This is a genomic window from Edaphobacter aggregans DSM 19364, assembly GCF_000745965.1.
Taxonomy (GTDB): Bacteria; Acidobacteriota; Terriglobia; order Terriglobales; family Acidobacteriaceae; genus Edaphobacter; species Edaphobacter aggregans.
In genome coordinates this window covers 1-16,997 of record NZ_JQKI01000048.1, presented here as the reverse complement: position 1 = coordinate 16,997, position 16,997 = coordinate 1, and the positions used below count along the sequence as shown (strand labels likewise).

Annotated in this window: 16 protein-coding genes and 1 pseudogene; 13 read left to right on the top strand and 4 right to left on the bottom strand. The window is 56.7% G+C overall.

Translation table 11 applies throughout. From position 1 onward, the window contains the following. The first annotated feature begins 30 nt into the window (after positions 1–30). From serS to Q363_RS17950, 3 genes are all read left to right on the top strand, one after another. Positions 31–1,356, top strand: coding sequence for a serine--tRNA ligase (gene serS, locus Q363_RS17960; protein ID WP_035352869.1), 1,326 nt, complete (start codon positions 31–33; stop codon positions 1,354–1,356). 223 nt (positions 1,357–1,579) lie between these two features. Next, positions 1,580–1,972 (top strand): hypothetical protein, encoded by a 393-nt coding sequence (locus Q363_RS17955; protein WP_035352867.1) that lies wholly within the window; start codon positions 1,580–1,582, stop codon positions 1,970–1,972. 174 nt (positions 1,973–2,146) lie between these two features. Beyond that, complete coding sequence (locus tag Q363_RS17950) at positions 2,147–2,812, top strand: LolA family protein (RefSeq protein ID WP_035352865.1); 666 nt, start codon at positions 2,147–2,149, stop codon at positions 2,810–2,812. 848 nt (positions 2,813–3,660) lie between these two features. On the opposite strand, the gene Q363_RS17945 is transcribed toward Q363_RS17950, so the two are convergent. Then, a complete protein-coding gene (locus tag Q363_RS17945; RefSeq protein ID WP_035352863.1) occupies positions 3,661–4,170 on the bottom strand; it encodes a Dps family protein in 510 nt (169 codons plus the stop codon). 106 nt (positions 4,171–4,276) lie between these two features. Continuing rightward, the gene (locus Q363_RS17940; protein WP_035352861.1) at positions 4,277–4,906 is read right to left on the bottom strand and encodes a response regulator; all 630 of its coding nucleotides are present in this window, start codon (positions 4,904–4,906) and stop codon (positions 4,277–4,279) included. Positions 4,907–5,016: 110 nt separating this feature from the next. Between Q363_RS17940 and Q363_RS17935 the strand changes: the two genes are divergently transcribed. The 7 genes from Q363_RS17935 (at position 5,017) to Q363_RS46430 (ending at position 15,007) form a co-directional block, all read left to right on the top strand. Then, positions 5,017–5,916: an Fpg/Nei family DNA glycosylase gene (locus tag Q363_RS17935; RefSeq protein WP_035352858.1), complete on the top strand. Its 900-nt coding sequence runs from the start codon at positions 5,017–5,019 to the stop codon at positions 5,914–5,916. 181 nt (positions 5,917–6,097) lie between these two features. Continuing rightward, a complete protein-coding gene (locus Q363_RS17930; protein ID WP_051978945.1) occupies positions 6,098–6,796 on the top strand; it encodes a MarC family protein in 699 nt (232 codons plus the stop codon). Positions 6,797–7,629: 833 nt separating this feature from the next. Further along, positions 7,630–10,071: a TonB-dependent receptor gene (locus tag Q363_RS17920; RefSeq protein ID WP_035352852.1), complete on the top strand. Its 2,442-nt coding sequence runs from the start codon at positions 7,630–7,632 to the stop codon at positions 10,069–10,071. Positions 10,072–10,073: 2 nt separating this feature from the next. Beyond that, entirely contained in the window at positions 10,074–10,817 is a 744-nt protein-coding gene (locus tag Q363_RS17915; protein WP_035352849.1) for a hypothetical protein, read from the top strand. After that, positions 10,814–11,617: a phosphocholine cytidylyltransferase family protein gene (locus Q363_RS17910; RefSeq protein WP_084080495.1), complete on the top strand. Its 804-nt coding sequence runs from the start codon at positions 10,814–10,816 to the stop codon at positions 11,615–11,617. Before Q363_RS17915 ends, Q363_RS17910 begins: the two co-directional genes overlap by 4 nt. Continuing rightward, positions 11,508–14,015, top strand: coding sequence for a lysylphosphatidylglycerol synthase domain-containing protein (locus tag Q363_RS36275; protein WP_084080494.1), 2,508 nt, complete (start codon positions 11,508–11,510; stop codon positions 14,013–14,015). The genes Q363_RS17910 and Q363_RS36275 overlap by 110 nt, the downstream gene beginning before the upstream one ends. 35 nt (positions 14,016–14,050) lie before the next feature. Continuing rightward, on the top strand, positions 14,051–15,007 hold the full coding sequence (locus tag Q363_RS46430; RefSeq protein ID WP_035352846.1) for an endonuclease/exonuclease/phosphatase family protein: 957 nt from the start codon (positions 14,051–14,053) through the stop codon (positions 15,005–15,007). Here Q363_RS46430 and Q363_RS46425 read toward each other — a convergent pair. Next, a complete protein-coding gene (locus tag Q363_RS46425; RefSeq protein WP_084080500.1) occupies positions 14,997–15,146 on the bottom strand; it encodes a CGNR zinc finger domain-containing protein in 150 nt (49 codons plus the stop codon). The two genes, Q363_RS46430 and Q363_RS46425, sit on opposite strands and share 11 nt — an antisense overlap. Before the next feature lie 220 nt (positions 15,147–15,366). Further along, complete coding sequence (locus Q363_RS17895) at positions 15,367–15,681, bottom strand: hypothetical protein (protein ID WP_035352843.1); 315 nt, start codon at positions 15,679–15,681, stop codon at positions 15,367–15,369. 146 nt (positions 15,682–15,827) lie between these two features. On the opposite strand from Q363_RS17895, the pseudogene Q363_RS44270 reads away from it, so the two are divergent. From Q363_RS44270 to Q363_RS17885, 3 genes and pseudogenes are all read left to right on the top strand, one after another. Further along, a pseudogene (locus tag Q363_RS44270) lies at positions 15,828–16,121 on the top strand (alpha/beta fold hydrolase); the annotation flags it as partial. Between the two features lie 92 nt (positions 16,122–16,213). After that, on the top strand, positions 16,214–16,531 hold the full coding sequence (locus Q363_RS44265; RefSeq protein ID WP_245632299.1) for an alpha/beta fold hydrolase: 318 nt from the start codon (positions 16,214–16,216) through the stop codon (positions 16,529–16,531). A 29-nt stretch (positions 16,532–16,560) separates the two neighbouring features. Next, on the top strand, positions 16,561–16,997 hold a 437-nt coding region (locus tag Q363_RS17885), incomplete at its 3' end, for an alcohol dehydrogenase catalytic domain-containing protein (protein WP_035352840.1).

Here is a 16,997-nt window from a genome sequence, read left to right as displayed (position 1 = left end):
ATCCCCACAACCCGCTAAAATAAAACTCAAATGATTGATCTAGCATTCGTCCGGGCTAACTTGCCCGTCGTAGAGGAAAAACTGCGCGCCCGCGGCATGGACCCCGCCCAGGCCCTCGGCGACTTCGCCACCATCGACCGCGAACGCCGCGACGCCATCACGCAGGTCGAGACCCTCAAGGCCCAGCGCAACAGGCTCACCGAAGAGATCGCTCGCCTCCGCAAGTCCGGCACCGACGCCTCCGCAGTCACTGAGCAGACCAAATCCCTCAAGTCCGAGGTCGACACCCTCGAATCCCGCGCCACCGCCGCCGACGAGCGCCTCCGCGCCATCCTCCAGACCATCCCCAACCTCCCCCAGGACTGTGTCCCCGTAGGCCCCGACGAGCACGCCAACCGCGAGGAAAAGACCTGGGGCACCATCCCCAGCTTTGACTTCCCCCCCAAACCCCACTGGGAGCTCGGCGAAGCCCTCAACATCCTCGACTTCAACCGCGCCGCCAAGATCTCCGGCTCCCGATTCGTCGTCCACTACGGCGCCGGAGCACGCCTCGAGCGCGCCCTCGCCAACTTAATGCTCGACCTCCACACGCGCGAGCACGGATACACCGAGGTCCTCCCGCCCTACATGGTCAACTCCCGCTCGCTCTTCGGCACCGGCCAGCTCCCCAAGTTCGCCGAAGACTCCTTCCACTGCGACGACAAGGGCCCCTACACCGGCGAACTCCAGGACGGCGACCATTGGCTCATCCCCACCGCCGAGGTCCCCGTCACCAACCTCCTCCGCGACGAGACCATCGACGAATCCCAGCTCTCCATCTCCTTCTGCGCCTATACCCCGTGCTTCCGTAGCGAGGCCGGCTCCTACGGCAAAGACGTCCGCGGCATGATCCGCCAGCACCAGTTCCAGAAGGTCGAGCTTGTCAAGTTCACCACGCCCGACAAATCCGACGCCGAGCACGAGACCCTCACCCGCCACGCCGAGACCGTCCTCGAGCGCCTCAACCTCCCCTACCGCCGCATGCTCCTCTCCACCGGCGACATGGGCTTCGCCTCCTCCAAGACCTTCGACCTCGAAGTCTGGCTCCCCGGCCAGAACCTCTACCGCGAAATCAGCTCCTGCTCCAACTTCACCGACTTCCAGGCCCGACGCGCGAATATCCGTTATCGTCCCGCCGGAGCCAAGAAATCCGAGTACCTCCACACCCTCAACGGCTCCGGCCTCGCCGTAGGCCGCACCTACCTCGCCATCCTCGAGAACTACCAGCGGCCCGACGGCAGCATCCAAGTCCCCGAGGCCCTAGTCCCCTACATGAACGGCCAGACCGTCATCACAAAACAGGAGCGCATCGGATGACCACGGCCCTCCATGCAAAATTGTCATTTCGACCGGAGCCCGAAGCGCGGGGTGGAGAAACCTGCTTCTCTACCATCGTCGCCGGGTGCCCCATCTTCGCGCCGCAGGCGCTAAGGTGGGTATTCGCGCACAAGCACAAACCGTTTTGCTTAAGGGCACGGCTTCAGCCGTGCCGCAATCGTCATTCAGCAAAAGGGGCTTTAGCCCCTGAGGTACGCTAGCCATGTTCAAAACCCTCCGCTCCTACTTCTGGTGGACCTACGAGCGCGGAAGCTTCCACTACGACGTCATGGTCACCCTCATCCTCCTCTTCCTCTTCCTCGGCCCCCGCTTCGTCGACTTCAACGATCGCCCCGTCGAGACCGTCGCCCTCAACTCCTCCGAGGTCCTCGTCAAGGCGGCAGGCAGCACCAACGGCTCCAGCCGCTTCACCTATCAGATCCGCGCCGACGACATCCAGCGGGCCACCAAAGGTGCCACCTCTGACGCCGACCTCCGCGCCGCCATCCTCCGCATCATCGAGCCCATCGCCGGCGAGGTCACCCTCGAGCGCTACGAGCCCGTCCGCGACGCCAACGGCCACATCGTCGCCTACGACGCCTGGATCACCCGCTAGAACCCAGAAGCCGTCATTCTGACCCTGAGCGAGCAGAGCGAGTCGAAGGGGAAGAATCTCAGTAGTTCGTCCGGAACCGCGTTCGCTGCTGAAAAAATCGGCACGCCCCGCAATCCACACCCGCTATCATCTTCAAAAGAGACCGCATCTAATCCTCTCGTGAGAAAACAACGAATGACCCGCCGCCTGGCCGCCGTCTTCCTCCTAGCCGCCCCCCTCGCCCTACCCGCCCAAGTCAAACCGGGCCAGCTCGACGCCGATCTGCGTCAGATGGACGCCGCCAGCACACGCTTCAAATCCGCCGAAGCCGACTTCCAGAAAGAGTTCTACGAGCGCGTCGTCAAAGAGACCACCACCCAGCGCGGAAGCATCTACTTCAAAAAGAGCGGAACGAAGCTTGAGATGGGAGCGAAGATCCTCCCGCCCGGCGCCCGCTTCTTCTCCTACAAGGACGGCAAGCTAGCCCTGTTCGATCCCAACACCAAGGACCTCAAAGTCTACACCGCCGGCCAGAACAAGGCCCAGTACGAGTCCTTCCTAACCCTCGGCTTCGGCGGCAGCGGAACCGAACTCGCCAAAGCCTGGACCATCACCGACCTCGGCACCGAGCAGCTTTCCGACGGCGCCGCCACCACCCCCGTCACCAAGCTCGACCTCGTCTCCAAAGACCCCAACGTACGCAACATGTTCACCCACATCGTCATCTGGGTCGACCTCAACCGCGCCATCTCCCTCAAGCAGCAGTTCTTCACTCCATCTGGCGACTACCAGACCGCCACCTACACCAACATCCGCTACAACCAGTCCATCAACACCTCGCCCTACCAATACAAAAAATAGCCATCACTCCACGGTTGTCATCCTGAGCGAAGCCCGCAGGGCGAAGTCGAAGGACCTGCATTTTTCGCAGGTGCCATCCGCTCCAATAGAACGTTCCAGAACAAACGGCCGTCATTCTGGCCCTGAGCCCAGCCAAAGGGGAAGAATCGCCGTATCTCTTCGCAGAACGCCCGCACTCCCCTTCCCCACCAGGCAACCCAGGACGGGCTTCTGGGTACCACAGGACTTTTAGAGGGTGCTGAAAAACCCGTTTTGCTTAAGGGCACGGCTTCAGCCGTGCCGCAACTGCCCTGTTTTGAATGCGGCTTTAGCCGCTGAGGTCGTGTTGTCCCCCGCGAGACACTTTTTCCGCACCCTCTTAAGCCCTGGCGTCTCGCTCGCCCCAAAAAAGCAAGCAAACTTAAGCCCCGGGATATCCCTTCTTACCCCCACGTATGCCTACCCCTACGCCAGACAGACTAACCCCATAGGGGTAGCTCAAAACCATCCCTTAGCACAATTGCGCAAACCCAATTCTACTTCTACCCTTTCCTTAGTAGATCAACGGAAAGACAGCAACCCTGGGGCGTTGGGAGACCAATCGCCCCGCTTTTTTCCACAGGAAAACCTGTCAAGTCCCACTTTGGCGTAACTCCATGAAATAACAAGCGATATAAAGTGCCGATTAATTACCCTCCACTCGCTATACTGGTTACAGAGTCAAAGAAAAGCCCCGCAGGTCGCTAGCCCGCAGGGCTTTCCCTTTTAGAATCAAGATTTTGCCCCATAAACCCCATGTTTTCAATATTTTGCCCTGCGCAAATCGCGCAAGACGTTGAAAACAGATAATTTACAGAAATATGGGGGGCCTACTCCATCCCTCCCACAGTCTCTGCCAGAAACCAATGACGGCGTTCCGCCTCGTCGATCCAGACCTCGATCAGGCTCGCTGTCGCAACGTCCCCATGCTTGTCGCACACTTCGTGCGTCGAGCGCAGGAACCCGATCAGCTTCTGCGTATCGTTGCAAAGATCTGACAGCATCTCCTTCGGAGAAAGCCCGGCCTTGTCGTTGTCCTTCAGCCGCTGATTGCGAGCAATGTCGCCGATCGACCGCAGCGTCGTCGCACCCAGCTTCCGAGACCGCTCCGCAACATCGTCCGACATCGCAAAGATCTGGGTGGCCTGCTCGTCCAGCAACAGATGGTAGTCACGGAAGTGTGGGCCCTTCATATGCCAGTGAAAGTTCTTGGTCTTCAGATAGAGCGCGAACACATCGGCCAGCAGGTGACGCAGATCTTCGGAGATCGCGGTTACCGCTTCAGTTCCGAGATCGCTGCTCATCTCCATCTTCGCTGTCTTATTCTCTTTTTTCATCATTCGCTCCTTCATTGCGTCAAGACTCGCACTCAGGGTCGCGAGCTGAAACCCACGATGCGTAAACCACCGATACCTCGATGATGTTACAGCACCATCTCTCGTTCAATTAGAGGTGAATAATGCCCCGCCGGATTCCTATCGCAACCGCCTGCGTGCGATCCTTCGCATCCAGCTTCTCCATGATGTGCTTGATGTGCACCTTCACCGTCTCTTCCGTGATGAAGAGCTTGTCCGCAATGTCGCGATTGCGATTGCCGCTCGCCACCTGCGCCAGCACCTCAACCTCGCGCGCAGTCAGCGCGTCGCCGTCGAAGTGCTCCGCCAGACGCGCCGCAACCTCGCTCGGAATGCGCTTCTTCCCCGCATTCACCTGGCGAATCACCTCCACCAGCTCCTTCGGAGGCATGCTCTTCAGTACATAGCCGCGAGCTCCGCCAGCAAGCGCTCGCATGATCTCCGCATCGCCCTCGACCGTCGTCACCATGATCACCTTCGCTTCCGGAGACTCCTCGCGGATCGCAATCATCGCGTCGATCCCGCTCATATCCGGAAGCCGCAGATCCATCAGTACAACATCCGGCCGATGCAGGCGGAACTGCTCCACCGCCTCGCGCGCCGTCGCTGCCTGCGCGACGATCTGCATGTCCTTCTGGCTGTTCACCACAGCAACAATGCCCTCGCGCAGCAGCGGATGATCGTCCACGCTCATCACTCGAATCTGCTTCTCCTCGTCCATAGCATCCTCGTATCTCGCTCTCATAAGCTACCCGAAACACATCGTTCCCTCAAACCAGCTCCATTAAACCCGCGTTGCCAAACCTCACCGTTCCATGCAAGCTGTTAGCGATGCCGGAACTGCCCGATATCGCGGCTTACCTCCACGCGCTCGAACCTCGCATCGTCGGTAAACCACTCGAGCGCGTCCGTTTGGCAAGCCCGTTTCTGCTCCGCACCGCGCAACCGCCGATCGCGCAGGCTGAAGGTCATACCGTGCGCGAGCTTCGCCGCATCGGCAAGCGCATCGCCATCGGACTCGACAACGATCTCTGGCTCGTCCTTCACCTGATGATCGCAGGCCGCCTTCATTGGCGTCCGCGCGATGCAAAGCTCGCAGGCCGCAGCAACCTCGCAGCCTTCGACTTCCCCGACGGCTCGCTCGTCCTCACCGAAGCCGGCAGCAAACACCGCGCATCGCTCTACGTCCTCCGCGGAGAAGATAGCCTCCGCTCGATCGATCCCGGAGGTGTCGAGGTCCTTTCCAGCGGCCTCGACTCCTTCCGCCGCGCGCTCACCGCCGAGAATCGCACCCTCAAACGAGCGCTCACCGATCCGCGCATCCTCAGCGGAATCGGCAACGCATACTCCGACGAGATCCTGCACGCCGCGAAACTCTCACCGATCGCGTTGACCCACAAGCTCAAGCCCGAGGAATGGGAAAGACTCTACGCAGCAACCCGCGAAACCCTCAAGCTCTGGATCGACCGCCTGAACGCCGAGGCCGACAAAGCCTTCCCCGAGAAGGTCACCGCCTTCCGCAAAGAGATGGCCGTTCACGGTCGCTTCGGCGAACCCTGCCCGCGATGCGGCGAAAAAGTCCAGCGCATCCGCTACGCCGACAACGAGACCAACTACTGCGCTCGATGCCAGACCGGAGGAAAGGTTCTCGCAGACCGCAGCCTCTCGCGACTCCTCGGATCCGACTGGCCGCGGACGCTCGAGGAGCTTGAGGCGCTCAAACAGAGATGACCTCGTCTGCGATCGGCCTCTATTCCACTTGCGGTCGAGAGGAAGGACGGATACGCTATGAGACCAACCTTCCGTAGCTTCGAGTTCTGCAGAAGACGAGTAACCAATCCATTCCTATCGGAAAGGCTAAGTCACCTCTATGCGTCGAAGACAATCTCGAAATCGCCTAAGAAACTCCCTCATGCTGGCGTCGCTAACCATGCTCTTGTCAACCGCAGCGTTCGGCCAGCAGAGTGCTCCTGCGGTCGGCTACCTAAGGACCACCTTCTCTCTGGGAGAGATGTTTACGTTCTTCTTCCTGATGCTCGGTCCCATTAAGATCCTCGGCCCGTTTGTCCAGATCACCCGAAACGGAGACGCTGCGTTTGCCCGGCGGATGGCCATTCGCGCGTTCCTCCACTCCTGTGCCGCTTTGTTGCTCGCCGTATTCATCGGGGAAAACTCGCTTCGCAAATTCAACATTCCAGTCTCCGTCCTCGCTATCGCCGCCGGAATCATCCTCTTCCTGGTTGCGTTGCGCTCCGTTCTGGAACAGTTCAACACTGATCCGGATGCTGCCCCGAAGCAGTATGAGCCGAATTTGCGATACGCCGCCTCTCCGCTGGCGTTCCCAACGATCGTCACTCCCTATGGCGTCGCGGCTGTCATCGTCTGCACGGCGCTGACGCCGGACTACGTCACAAAGATCGAAATCTACTCCACGCTCCTCGGGCTTATGCTGTTGAATCTCGTCGCCATGCTATTTGCGCGTCCTATCCTCAAATATCTGCAGATGCCGTTGATGTTGTTTGGCACCGTCCTGGGGATCATTCAGGTCGCGCTCGGACTCTCTATTACACTTCGAGGCTTGCAGAGCCTGGGTTTGCTTACCGGCAGTTGACATAAGGCCTGGCTCTCATTGTCTGCTTCGTTCGGTTGACGTGATCCTGCTGCTTCAAGGGCTCACGCCGTTCCGTTGAAACAATCGGCTGGAATCGACCCTCCGTGTCCCGGAAGACCTCAGGCAGCATCCCTATGCGTCGCGAGGTGTGATCATGCAAGGATTCACCCATCGCCCTTCTCTCCGAGGAGCCGTCTTCCTTACTTACTGCTCTGGTGACGGTATTCGCCGTCTCAAGCCTTTGTCGTGACGCAGGACGGAGTCATCCACGAGAAGAACCTAGGTGAAAACACCTCTGACATCGCCCAGCACATCGATTAGTACAAGATCGACGGCACCTGCAAGACGGTGAAAATAGATCTACCCCTATCATTTCGTGAACCACGACCTATTCGAGACATTCCTTGGGCTTCGTGGCCAGTTCTGTGCTTCGACGATCGTGCCCACACGGAGATTGCAACTCCCCATTCGTCTATTTGCGGCGGATAAGTCTTTTGCTGCGCATAGATTGCCCTGGCTAATAATCCCGATCGACTCCCAGCGCCCTGCTAGATGAATACAGGGAACTGGCGTGGTCATTCATTGGCACTTCTGACAGCCTGCTGTCAAAAGACTATCAGTCCTCGTCGGCCGGGACTTTGGATTCAATCAGTTGCAAGTGGCCCTCCCGTTGCAAATCGAAGTAGAGAGGCGTTCGGCCGCTCGATGTCGTAGGTTAGCGGTCGTCTATCACGAAAGGAAGAAGTGTGCTCACGACTTCCACGAGACTCGAAGCCCACCCGCCGATACACCGAGTATCTCGATGGTGGAGTTTTCGATGGTTGCGATCACCGATGGCTATCTTCCTGATGTTTGTCTTTTGCGGGTTCGCTCCTCAGGCGCTGGCTAACGACAACGGCAAGCAGACCGGAAGGTTGGAAGGAACCGTATTTGTGGGGGATGAAGGTCATCAATCGTATATGTCCGGGACTAAGGTTCTGGCAAGCGACGGCCCCGTCCAGTTCAAAACAGTGACAAACGCAGATGGCAAGTTCGTCTTTGTCGCGCTGCCTCCAGGAACCTACACGATCGAAGCCTCCTCCGCTGGTCTCGAGGCTATACAGACGATCGCCGTCCAGGCCAATCAGGCGGTTCAGGTCCCCCTCCATTTGAGGCCAACACAGGTCAACACCTCTGTGACAGTAAATGCGAGCGAGACGGATGCCAAAAGCTCCGCTCCAATGGAGATCATCAACGAGAAGACAGTTCGCGACGCTCCCAATATGAATGAGCGGTTCGATACTCTCCTTCCCCTCGTTCCCGGCGTTGTTCGCGGACCTGACGGACACATCAATCTAAAGGGCGCCAGCAGTACACAGAGCGGCTCACTCGTCAACGGCGCGAATGTCACAGATCCAGCAACCGGTTCTTCGGCCATCAACCTGCCGATCGATGTGGTGTCGTCGGTGCATGTCATGTCGAATCCTTATGACCCGCAATACGGAAAGTTCACGGGAGCGGTCTCATCCGTCGAGACAAAGACGGGGAATTATGAGAAATACCACTTCTCCATTCAGAATGTGCTTCCGCGGTGGCGAAACCGCGATGGGCACATCATCGGCATCGGAGCCGCCACGCCAAGGATGACCTTCACCGGTCCGCTGATCAAGAACCGCATCGCCTTCACGCAGTCTTTGGAATACCGCTTTGTGCGCACCCCGGTAAACAGCCTTCCCCCGCTGCAACGAGACACGACGCTGCAGGGCTACAACTCCTATACACAGTTCGACCTGAATCTAAGTTCCAGACAAACGGCGACAGTGTCGTTCGTGGTCTATCCCCAAAAGCTGAAGTACATGGGGCTGGACACTTTTACACCTCAGCCAGCCACGGCTGATTTCCATCAACGTGGGTATCAGATTTACGGTCAGCATCGGTATGTGACCGGGCCCGAAAGCGCCCTCGTTTCGCAGTTGAGTTACAAACGCTACGATGCCGATGTTACCGCGCAAAGCGATGACCCCTATCAACTTCTGATCGATACAACAAATGGTGGATTCTTCAACCGTCAGGGGCGCCGGACATACCGCTTGGAGGGGAACGAGAGCTACGAGTTCTCTCCGCGGCATTTTCTGGGCACACATCAAATGAGAGCCGGCTTGAATTATGCCTACGCCTCTTACGATGGCCGCGAAGCTTTTTTGCCGGTCGAAATTATCGGCGTATCGGGTGCGCCCATAGAGCGCATCCATTTTACGGATGCATCCTCGTTCAACATCTCTCAGAATGAGACTTCCTGGTTCCTGTCTGATCGATGGGCACTGTCTCAACGCATAACGTTCGACCTCGGCATGCGTTTCGACAGCGACACGATAACAGGATCCACGAATGTAGCTCCGCGCGCAGGTTTTCTTCTTGCACTGACGAATGACGGTAGGACCTTGCTCAAGGGCGGTGTGGGGATGTTCTACGACCGCGTGCCTCTGATAATTCCGATCTTTAAGGAACTGCCGAATCGGACAGTGTCCTTGCTTGACACGAACGGCCAGGCGTCCAGCTCAATCTCCTATGTAAATCAGATCACTGGTGGACTTCGCAATCCACAAAGCACTTCGTGGAGCATTGCACTCGAGAGGCAGGTCCTGGAATCGCTTACCCTCCGCGTGGCCTATGAACAGCGAAACACCTCCAAGGTCTTCGTGGTCTCACCCACCTCCAATGGGAGTTCAGGCATTCTTGCCCTCTCGAATTATGGACGAGATTCTTACCGGGAGCTCCAGGTGGCGGGACGCTACAAGCTTTCGCGTATCACCTTGAATAGTTCGTATGTCCACTCGCGAGCTTACGGAAACCTTAACGATCCTTCTCTGTTCTTCGGAAACTATCCCCAGGCAGTGATTCCGCCGGATGCCCGGGCGCGATTGCCTTTCGACGTGCCGAATCGTTTCTTGACCTGGGGTGATATCGAGGGTCCATGGAAGCTGTCGCTTCTTCCTGTGTACGACCTGCACACGGGCTTCCCATATTCGGCCAAAAATGAATTTCGTGAATATGTCGGCCCGCCGAATAACAGGCGTTATCCGTGGTTTTCGTCATTAGATCTTCAGGTGTTGCGGCCGGTCTCGTTGCACCTAGGTGAGAGGCACCTCCATATGCGGGCCGGCTTCAGCGTATTCAACGTCTTCAACCACTTCAACCCACGCGACGTGCAGAACGTGGAAGAGAGCACTCTCTTCGGCGATTTCTTCAACAATGCGTGGCGAGAGTATCGCGGCAAGCTGGTGTTCCAGTTCTGACTATGAAACATCGATTCATTTTCGGCACCTTCCTTCTGCTGTTCACAGCCACGGCCTTCGGTATATCGGAGAGCGATGATCTTCCCAGCGCGGACGCTCTTGTGGCGAGAATGCTGGCACACAATGTCGAGCGGCAGGGACAGCTTGCGGGATATCACGGAATGCGGCGATACGTCCTCGAAAACGATCGCATGAACAAGCATGCTGAGATGGTGGTACGCGTGGAAGGCGACGCGGACGAAACGAAACACTTTGAAGTTGTCAGCGAGGAGGGCTGGAAGGCGGCCCAAAAACATGTTCTGCAAAGGATGCTCGCGACGGAGTCAGAAGCATCCTCTCCGGAGATCCGCCTTAAGACTCGCCTGAGTCCCGAAAACTACAAATTCCACATGGCGCAAACCGCATTGTTGGGCGATCGCATGGCCTACGTCATCGACGTTGTTCCCAGACGACGCGACGAGCGACTGTTCGAGGGCCAGATCTGGATCGATGCCCAGGACTACGCGCTGGCCAGGGTTGAGGGTAAGCCCGCAAAGAATCCTTCCTTCTGGACCAGCAGCGTGCACTTCGTCCATACCTACCAGAAGAGCGGTCCATTCTGGTTCCCGGTTTCTACCGAGAGTGTCACCGAGGTGCGTATTTTCGGTGCAACGAGCCTCACCATTCACTACTTCGACTACATACCGAATCGATCGCAAGCGACCGAAACAGCGAGTGCGGTGTCGGCAGGAGGTCATACGCAATGAGAAAGATGGGAATCCTACGTCCTCCCGCTAGACGCAGCACGCCCCGAGTCAATCAGTGTCTTATTTTGGCCGCAGGGAACGGCAGCCGACTCATCAAGGCTTCGGGAGGATCTCCCAAGCCTCTTGTGCAGCTACACGGCAGGTCATTGCTGGAACATGTAATCCTCGGAGCCAAGGAAGCCGGAATCGACAGGTTTGTGATTGTGGTCGGCTATGGTGCGGGCGCAATGCGTGAGTGGCTCACCGAACTCCAGCTTGGCGATGTCTCGATAAATGTGGTGGAAAACCTTGAGTACCACAAGGACAACGGCGTTTCAGTTCTGAAAGCTAGGAACCACATCCGCGACACATTCCTGCTGCTCATGGCCGATCACATCTTCGAGTCGAGAACGGCCAAAGCGCTCCTTGAAAAACCGCTCGCGCCCGGCGAAGTGATTCTGGCCGTCGATCATAAACTGGATCGCATCTTTGATCTTGACGACGCGACGAAGGTACGACGCGACGGCGATTCCATTGTGGACATCGGCAAACAGATCGCCAAGTACGACGCCTACGATACAGGCATGTTCCTGTGCAGCCCTGCCCTCTTCGACGTTCTCGAGTCGGTAAAGAAGGAGGGAAATTGCTCGTTGTCGGACGGCATGCGCATGCTGGGACGGGAAGGCAGGTTACGCGCCTTCGACATCGAGGATGGCGCGTGGCAGGATGTCGACACGCCGGAAGCGCTGGCCTACGCGGAGAGCATCTTTGACCAACACTTCTGCCGAACTGCTTACGCAGAGAGTTACACCAATGTCTAAGTCGGCGACGATGAGGCAAACGGCTTTTCGGGCCGCCGCGGCCGTTTCCGGCACAGCGCTTCTGGCCTGCTTGATCTGGCGAGTTGGACCGGGAAGTCTCGTGCAGAATATCTCCACGCTAGGGTGGCGACTTGTACTGGTCATAGCTTTAGGCGGAGTGGCGCATCTTGTGAAGACCTGGGCCTGGCGACTCACTCTCACAAGTTCCAGAGGCCAGGCTTCATTTACACGGATGCTCCAGCTTCGCCTGGCGTCAGAAGCCGCGGGACAGGCCGGAGCCCTGGGGCTGATCTTCGGAGAAGGGCTGCGAGTCTCTGCCCTTGACCCTAATATTCCGATCGACAGTCGTATATCATCCGTTACCCTCGATCGGGCAATGTTTATTGCCTCCGGCGCGATAGTGAGCTTAGTAGGGACTGTAGCCGCAGTTCTCGCAATGCCGCTCACTCATGCGCTGCGCTTGTACGCAGTTCTCTTCACCGTGATATTGTTCAGCCTACTTTTTGCCATTGCGCTCGCAATGCTGAATCGCTGGCCCTTCGTGTCGCGGTCCGCGCGGGTATTTTGCCGATTGTACTTTCTGCGCCACCGAGTGGAAGCAAAACTGCCGCTGATCCATTCTGTCGAAAAAAAGGTCTTCGATTTCCATCGCTACACGCCCGGCCTGTTCTGGGCGAGCCTCGCTCTCAATTTGGCGTGCCATGGCATGGCAGTGTTGGAGGTGTATCTGGTTCTGTGGCTGATGGGAGTCAAAATTGGGCTTTTGGGCGGACTTGTATTTGAAGTCTTTACCAAGATGGTGAATGCTGTCGGGACCTTCAATCCGGGGAACGTAGGCTCTTATGAGGGGGGAAATATGCTTATCGCAAAGATGCTCGGCCTCACCGGCGCTGTAGGGCTGTCGGTAGCAGTCGCCAGACGGCTGCGGGCAATCTTTTGGGCCGCTGTTGGAGGCCTCTGCCTGTTCCTGTTATCCAAATCACGAGCCCATGCCAACTCCGGCGAAAGCATGTTCAGAGGCGTTACGAATACCCCGAAATCCGGAATGGACGGCCAGGAAGCCAGCCCGGGGTTCACATCCATCATCTTTGCCAATGCCTTTCGTGAAGCAGGCGAAGGCGGATCACCACTTATGCAGATCGGCGCGCTTCCCCTCCTGCTCCGAGACATCCTCTCAGTACAAAAGGCTGTTGGAAATCGAATCATAGTGTGCGTTAATCCAACCGCGAGATCATATGTGGAGTCCGAACTGGTGGGCACAGGGCGGCTTCCCTCCTCTGTACGGTGGCTCGAAGCACGTTCGAATACGCCACTGCCTCGACTGTTGAAGCAGATTGCATCCGTATCCCGAGACGATCACATGATGTTAGTAGCGGGAAATGCCACTTATTATCCGGCACTGTTCAGGCAGGCTAGGGAGTGGAGTAAGAACAGTGGCGGCGCCTTGACGATGACTGGCAACGACCAGCCTATTGGCATTTACGCGCTCTCCGCCGATATCGCGTTGGACGCCGCAGAGCACTGCCCGCCGGAGATCTGCAGCCTTGACCAACTACATGCCTGGCTGATTTCAACTCACTCTGCCGAGTGCAAACCGGTAGACGGGAGTTTGTGGCAGCGAGTGCTCACTCCGGAAGATCGCACCGCCGCGGAAGCGAAGTTGGACCGTTGGCTCGTGAAGCCCACGGACGGGGTTTTCGCACGAATGAATCGCAGGATATCCGTGCCGATCAGCCGCCAACTCATAAAATTTCCGATCACACCGAATATGGTCAGCGTGTTTACTCTTGGAGTTGGCGTTGCCTCCGGCGCATTCTTCGCGTGCGGTGGTTATTGGAACATGCTAGCTGGTGCAGTGCTGTCACTCTGGGCGAGCATTCTCGATGGCTGCGATGGAGAGGTTGCTCGGTTGAAGCTTCTGGAATCGGATTTTGGTTGCTGGCTAGAGACAGTCTGCGACTATCTGTATTACTTGCTTATCTTTGCCGGGATGGCGATCGGATTGATACGGAGTTCGGACGAGAGGATGTATGTTACCTGGGGAATCCTGCTTCTTTTTGGAGCCGTTATGAGTTTCCTGGTAACAGGACTTGGGAGACATTATCTCGCTTCGGGACGTCCCGAGCAGTATCTGGGTATCTGGCAGGCAAAGGCGGAAGGCCGGCGATCGAATCCAATTCTGTACTTCGGCCGATATACCGAGTTCGTCATCCGGCGCTGTTTCATGCCGTATGCCCTCCTGTTCTTCGCTGCCTTCAACCTCACGAAAGTGGTCTTCTTTTTGGCGGCAATTGGCTCGAATGTAGTTTGGTTGATCTCCCTTTACTCCTATTGCGCTTTTGCGTTTGCCAGTAGGTCTCCGATAAGAAATTCTGCTGTTTCTGAGACTTCCGCCTGAAAGTGCAGGCCGTGCGGTTGTATTGATTTTCAAAGATGGGCCAGCTTGAGGTCAGCACGTGGGTTTCGACTATTCAATTATTCATTAGCGAGAATATGAGTTCCAACCAGGAGATCGAAGTCGGCAGCTTTGCGCCCACAGGCCGGTTGTTCAGACCTGGGAGCCCAATCCTGGTAGTCGACTGGAACATCGATCGCGGGCTTCAGTTGGGAGGCATCATAGACTTCCTGGCTAGCACGAACGCAGATCTGATTCTCCTGCAGGAGGTGGATTTCAACGCAAGGCGAACTCACAAGATCGACGTTGCACAAGAGATTTCGCGAAAGCTGCAGCTGAACTATATCTTCGGACGCGAGTTCCAGGAACTCACTCAGGGCACACGGATTTCGCCGGCCTTTCACGGGCAGGCCACACTCTCCCCGTGGCCCTTGTCAAATCCCCGCATCCTCCGATTCCGCCGCCAATCAAACTTCTGGCGTCCGCGATGGTTCCTTCCGAATATTGAGCCGTTTCAAGAGAGAATTGGTGGACGAATGGCCTTGGTCTGCGACGTGAGCATCGGTGGGCGGACATTGGTGACGTACAACCTGCATCTTGAAAGCCGCGGCGACGATGGTTTGCGCTGTTCCCAACTCAATGAAACCCTGAGCGATGCTCTGCGCTACAAATCAATAACACCAATACTCCTTGCGGGCGACCTAAATCTCGAGGTTTCCCTAAGTATGGCCGCCAACGCGCTAAGGCAAGCACAGTTTCTCAGTACGGCACCGAAGGAGACTGTCCGAACGACACCTCCGCGTTCACTGTTCGACAGGGCCCGGGCTATCGACTGGATATTCACGCGCGGATCGATTCGAGCCGCAGGCCTGCGAATTCACAACTCGGTTTCCGCTTCCGACCACTACCCACTGTCAGTAAGGCTCGCTTTCATCTATCGATCTGTGAAGCCTGACCGGGATTCGATCTCTACGGCCCGGGAGGCTAGTTCTTAGTGGCATTGTCTCCACGTTTTCTTCTCTGATAAGCAGCCACCTTGAGCTTGTTACCACAGATGTTCATACTGCACCACCGACGTGAGCCCTTCTTGCTCGCGTCAAAGAAATGAACGCCACACGATTCGCATTTGCGAATGCGCGACGACTCTGTTTCCGCGAGAAGATTTGCCGTGGCATGATGATCGGCGCCAAGAGGTCGCTGGGCTCACGAGGCTCAAACGACGTCTCCCGAATCACCTTCCCGTCTCGCTTGTGAAGCGAAGTATGACGAGGATGCTGAAGCAACAGCGAGTTCACTTCGGCGAGGAAAGCATCGGTCGGGGATGATCCATTTTCTATCCGCAAGACAACCTCCCTCAGCCTCTCTCTCTCTCTCTCTCTCTCTCTCTCTCTCTCTCTCTCTCTATATATATATATACAATTAGTTGTTCCAAAAAGGCGGCTGCCTCTGCTGAATGGCGCCAGCTTCGGACGATGGCCTTAGTCTTGGATGAGGTCATCATCCCCGAAGCGATCAACCACCTTTCGAGTGCGCGAACATCCAAAAGCAACTCCGTGGGCCCGTCTGCAAGCACAGGCTTTGTAATATTCAACAGATCCAGGACTGGCTTGTTCGCCACGAATAGGAACCCATCGATCCATTCGTTCACCTCTTGAGACGCAGCGCGCATTAGCCCCTCCCTATAAACAACTGCGAGCGCGCGCAGCCAGTTCTCCAGCAGGTTCGGCCATTGATAACTATAACACCGCTAATGCACCGTTTATAGGTGTCACATAATCTGATTCCTGTAGGCGGATTACGTTGAACTACCAAAGGATGAACATCATGAGTTTTTCTGAGAAAGCGACAATCGTAGTGGTACACGGAGCGTGGGCTGACGGTTCGAGTTGGAGGGCCGTTGTACATGCCCTCGAGGAGCGCGGCTTGAATGTGATTGCCGCTCCGATTCCTCTCACATCTTTGAGCGATGACGCAGCCGCTTTGAAACGAACGACCGCACGAACTCAGGGGCCACTGATCGTTGCAGGGCATGCTTACGCTGGTGCGGTCATTGCCACGGCTAACGACGAGCGCGTGAAGGCTTTGGTTTATGTCGCAGCGTTGGCACCAAACGAGGGAGAGACTGTTGCTGAGGTCTTTTACAGAGATGAAATTCATCAAAGGCGCCGCAACTTGCGCCGGATTCGGACGGCTTCATCTGGATGCCGGACGAAGGGTTCGCGAATGCCTTCGCCCAAAACGCCACTGACGAGCAGATTGCGTTGTCTAAAGCCGTGCAGCGTCCGATCTCAGTCAGGAGCATTCAAGAACCGGCTCCTGCACCGGCTTGGAAGTCGAAGCCAACGTGGTACCTCGTTGCAGAAGAGGACCGAATGATTAACCCCAATACACAGCACTTCATGGCAGAACGCATGAAGGCAACTGTGAGATCTTTCGCAGTTGATCACACTCCGTTGCTCACCGCACCAGACAAGGTTGTAGAGATCATCCTTGAAGTGGCTAAAGCGACGCTTTCTTAGACAAGATATGGATATGGAAGGAGAAATTTATGCGCGCCATCGTACTCGATCACTTCGGAGGTCTGGACAGTCTGGTCATCAAGGAGATTCCTGAACCAGAACCAGAACCAGGCAAAGTCGTTATTCAGGTCAAGGCATTTGGAATCAATCATGCCGAGATGCACATGCGTCGCGGAGAATGGGCCGAAGCAGCGCCGGTCAGCGGCATTGAATGTGTCGGCATTGTGAAGTCGTGTCCCAGCGGCGAGTTTTCCGTCGGTAGCAAGGTTGCCGCTTTGATGGGCGGTCTGGGAAGAACCATCAATGGCAGCTATGCCGAGTACACGCGTGCCGACGTTAACGGTGTGGTGCAACTTGAGTCGGACCTTCCCTGGGAGGAACTAGCAGCCCTTCCTGAGTCTTACGCGACAGCATGGACGTGCCTCTTCCGCAATCTGGAGCTCGTGAAAGGCCAGACATTGCTGAT

Coding starts and splice junctions, on each gene's coding strand:
- Q363_RS46430 (WP_035352846.1), top strand. CDS start 14,051: ATGGGCCAGCTTGAGGTCAGCACGTGGGTTTCGACTATTCAATTATTC.
- Q363_RS17920 (WP_035352852.1), top strand. CDS start 7,630: ATGGCTATCTTCCTGATGTTTGTCTTTTGCGGGTTCGCTCCTCAGGCG.
- Q363_RS17915 (WP_035352849.1), top strand. CDS start 10,074: ATGAAACATCGATTCATTTTCGGCACCTTCCTTCTGCTGTTCACAGCC.
- Q363_RS44265 (WP_245632299.1), top strand. CDS start 16,214: ATGCCGGACGAAGGGTTCGCGAATGCCTTCGCCCAAAACGCCACTGAC.
- serS (WP_035352869.1), top strand. CDS start 31: ATGATTGATCTAGCATTCGTCCGGGCTAACTTGCCCGTCGTAGAGGAA.
- Q363_RS17935 (WP_035352858.1), top strand. CDS start 5,017: ATGCCGGAACTGCCCGATATCGCGGCTTACCTCCACGCGCTCGAACCT.
- Q363_RS17930 (WP_051978945.1), top strand. CDS start 6,098: ATGCTGGCGTCGCTAACCATGCTCTTGTCAACCGCAGCGTTCGGCCAG.
- Q363_RS17910 (WP_084080495.1), top strand. CDS start 10,814: ATGAGAAAGATGGGAATCCTACGTCCTCCCGCTAGACGCAGCACGCCC.
- Q363_RS17940 (WP_035352861.1), bottom strand. CDS start 4,906: ATGGACGAGGAGAAGCAGATTCGAGTGATGAGCGTGGACGATCATCCG.
- Q363_RS36275 (WP_084080494.1), top strand. CDS start 11,508: ATGGCGCGTGGCAGGATGTCGACACGCCGGAAGCGCTGGCCTACGCGG.
- Q363_RS17945 (WP_035352863.1), bottom strand. CDS start 4,170: ATGATGAAAAAAGAGAATAAGACAGCGAAGATGGAGATGAGCAGCGAT.
- Q363_RS17955 (WP_035352867.1), top strand. CDS start 1,580: ATGTTCAAAACCCTCCGCTCCTACTTCTGGTGGACCTACGAGCGCGGA.
- Q363_RS17950 (WP_035352865.1), top strand. CDS start 2,147: ATGACCCGCCGCCTGGCCGCCGTCTTCCTCCTAGCCGCCCCCCTCGCC.
- Q363_RS17895 (WP_035352843.1), bottom strand. CDS start 15,681: ATGCGCGCTGCGTCTCAAGAGGTGAACGAATGGATCGATGGGTTCCTA.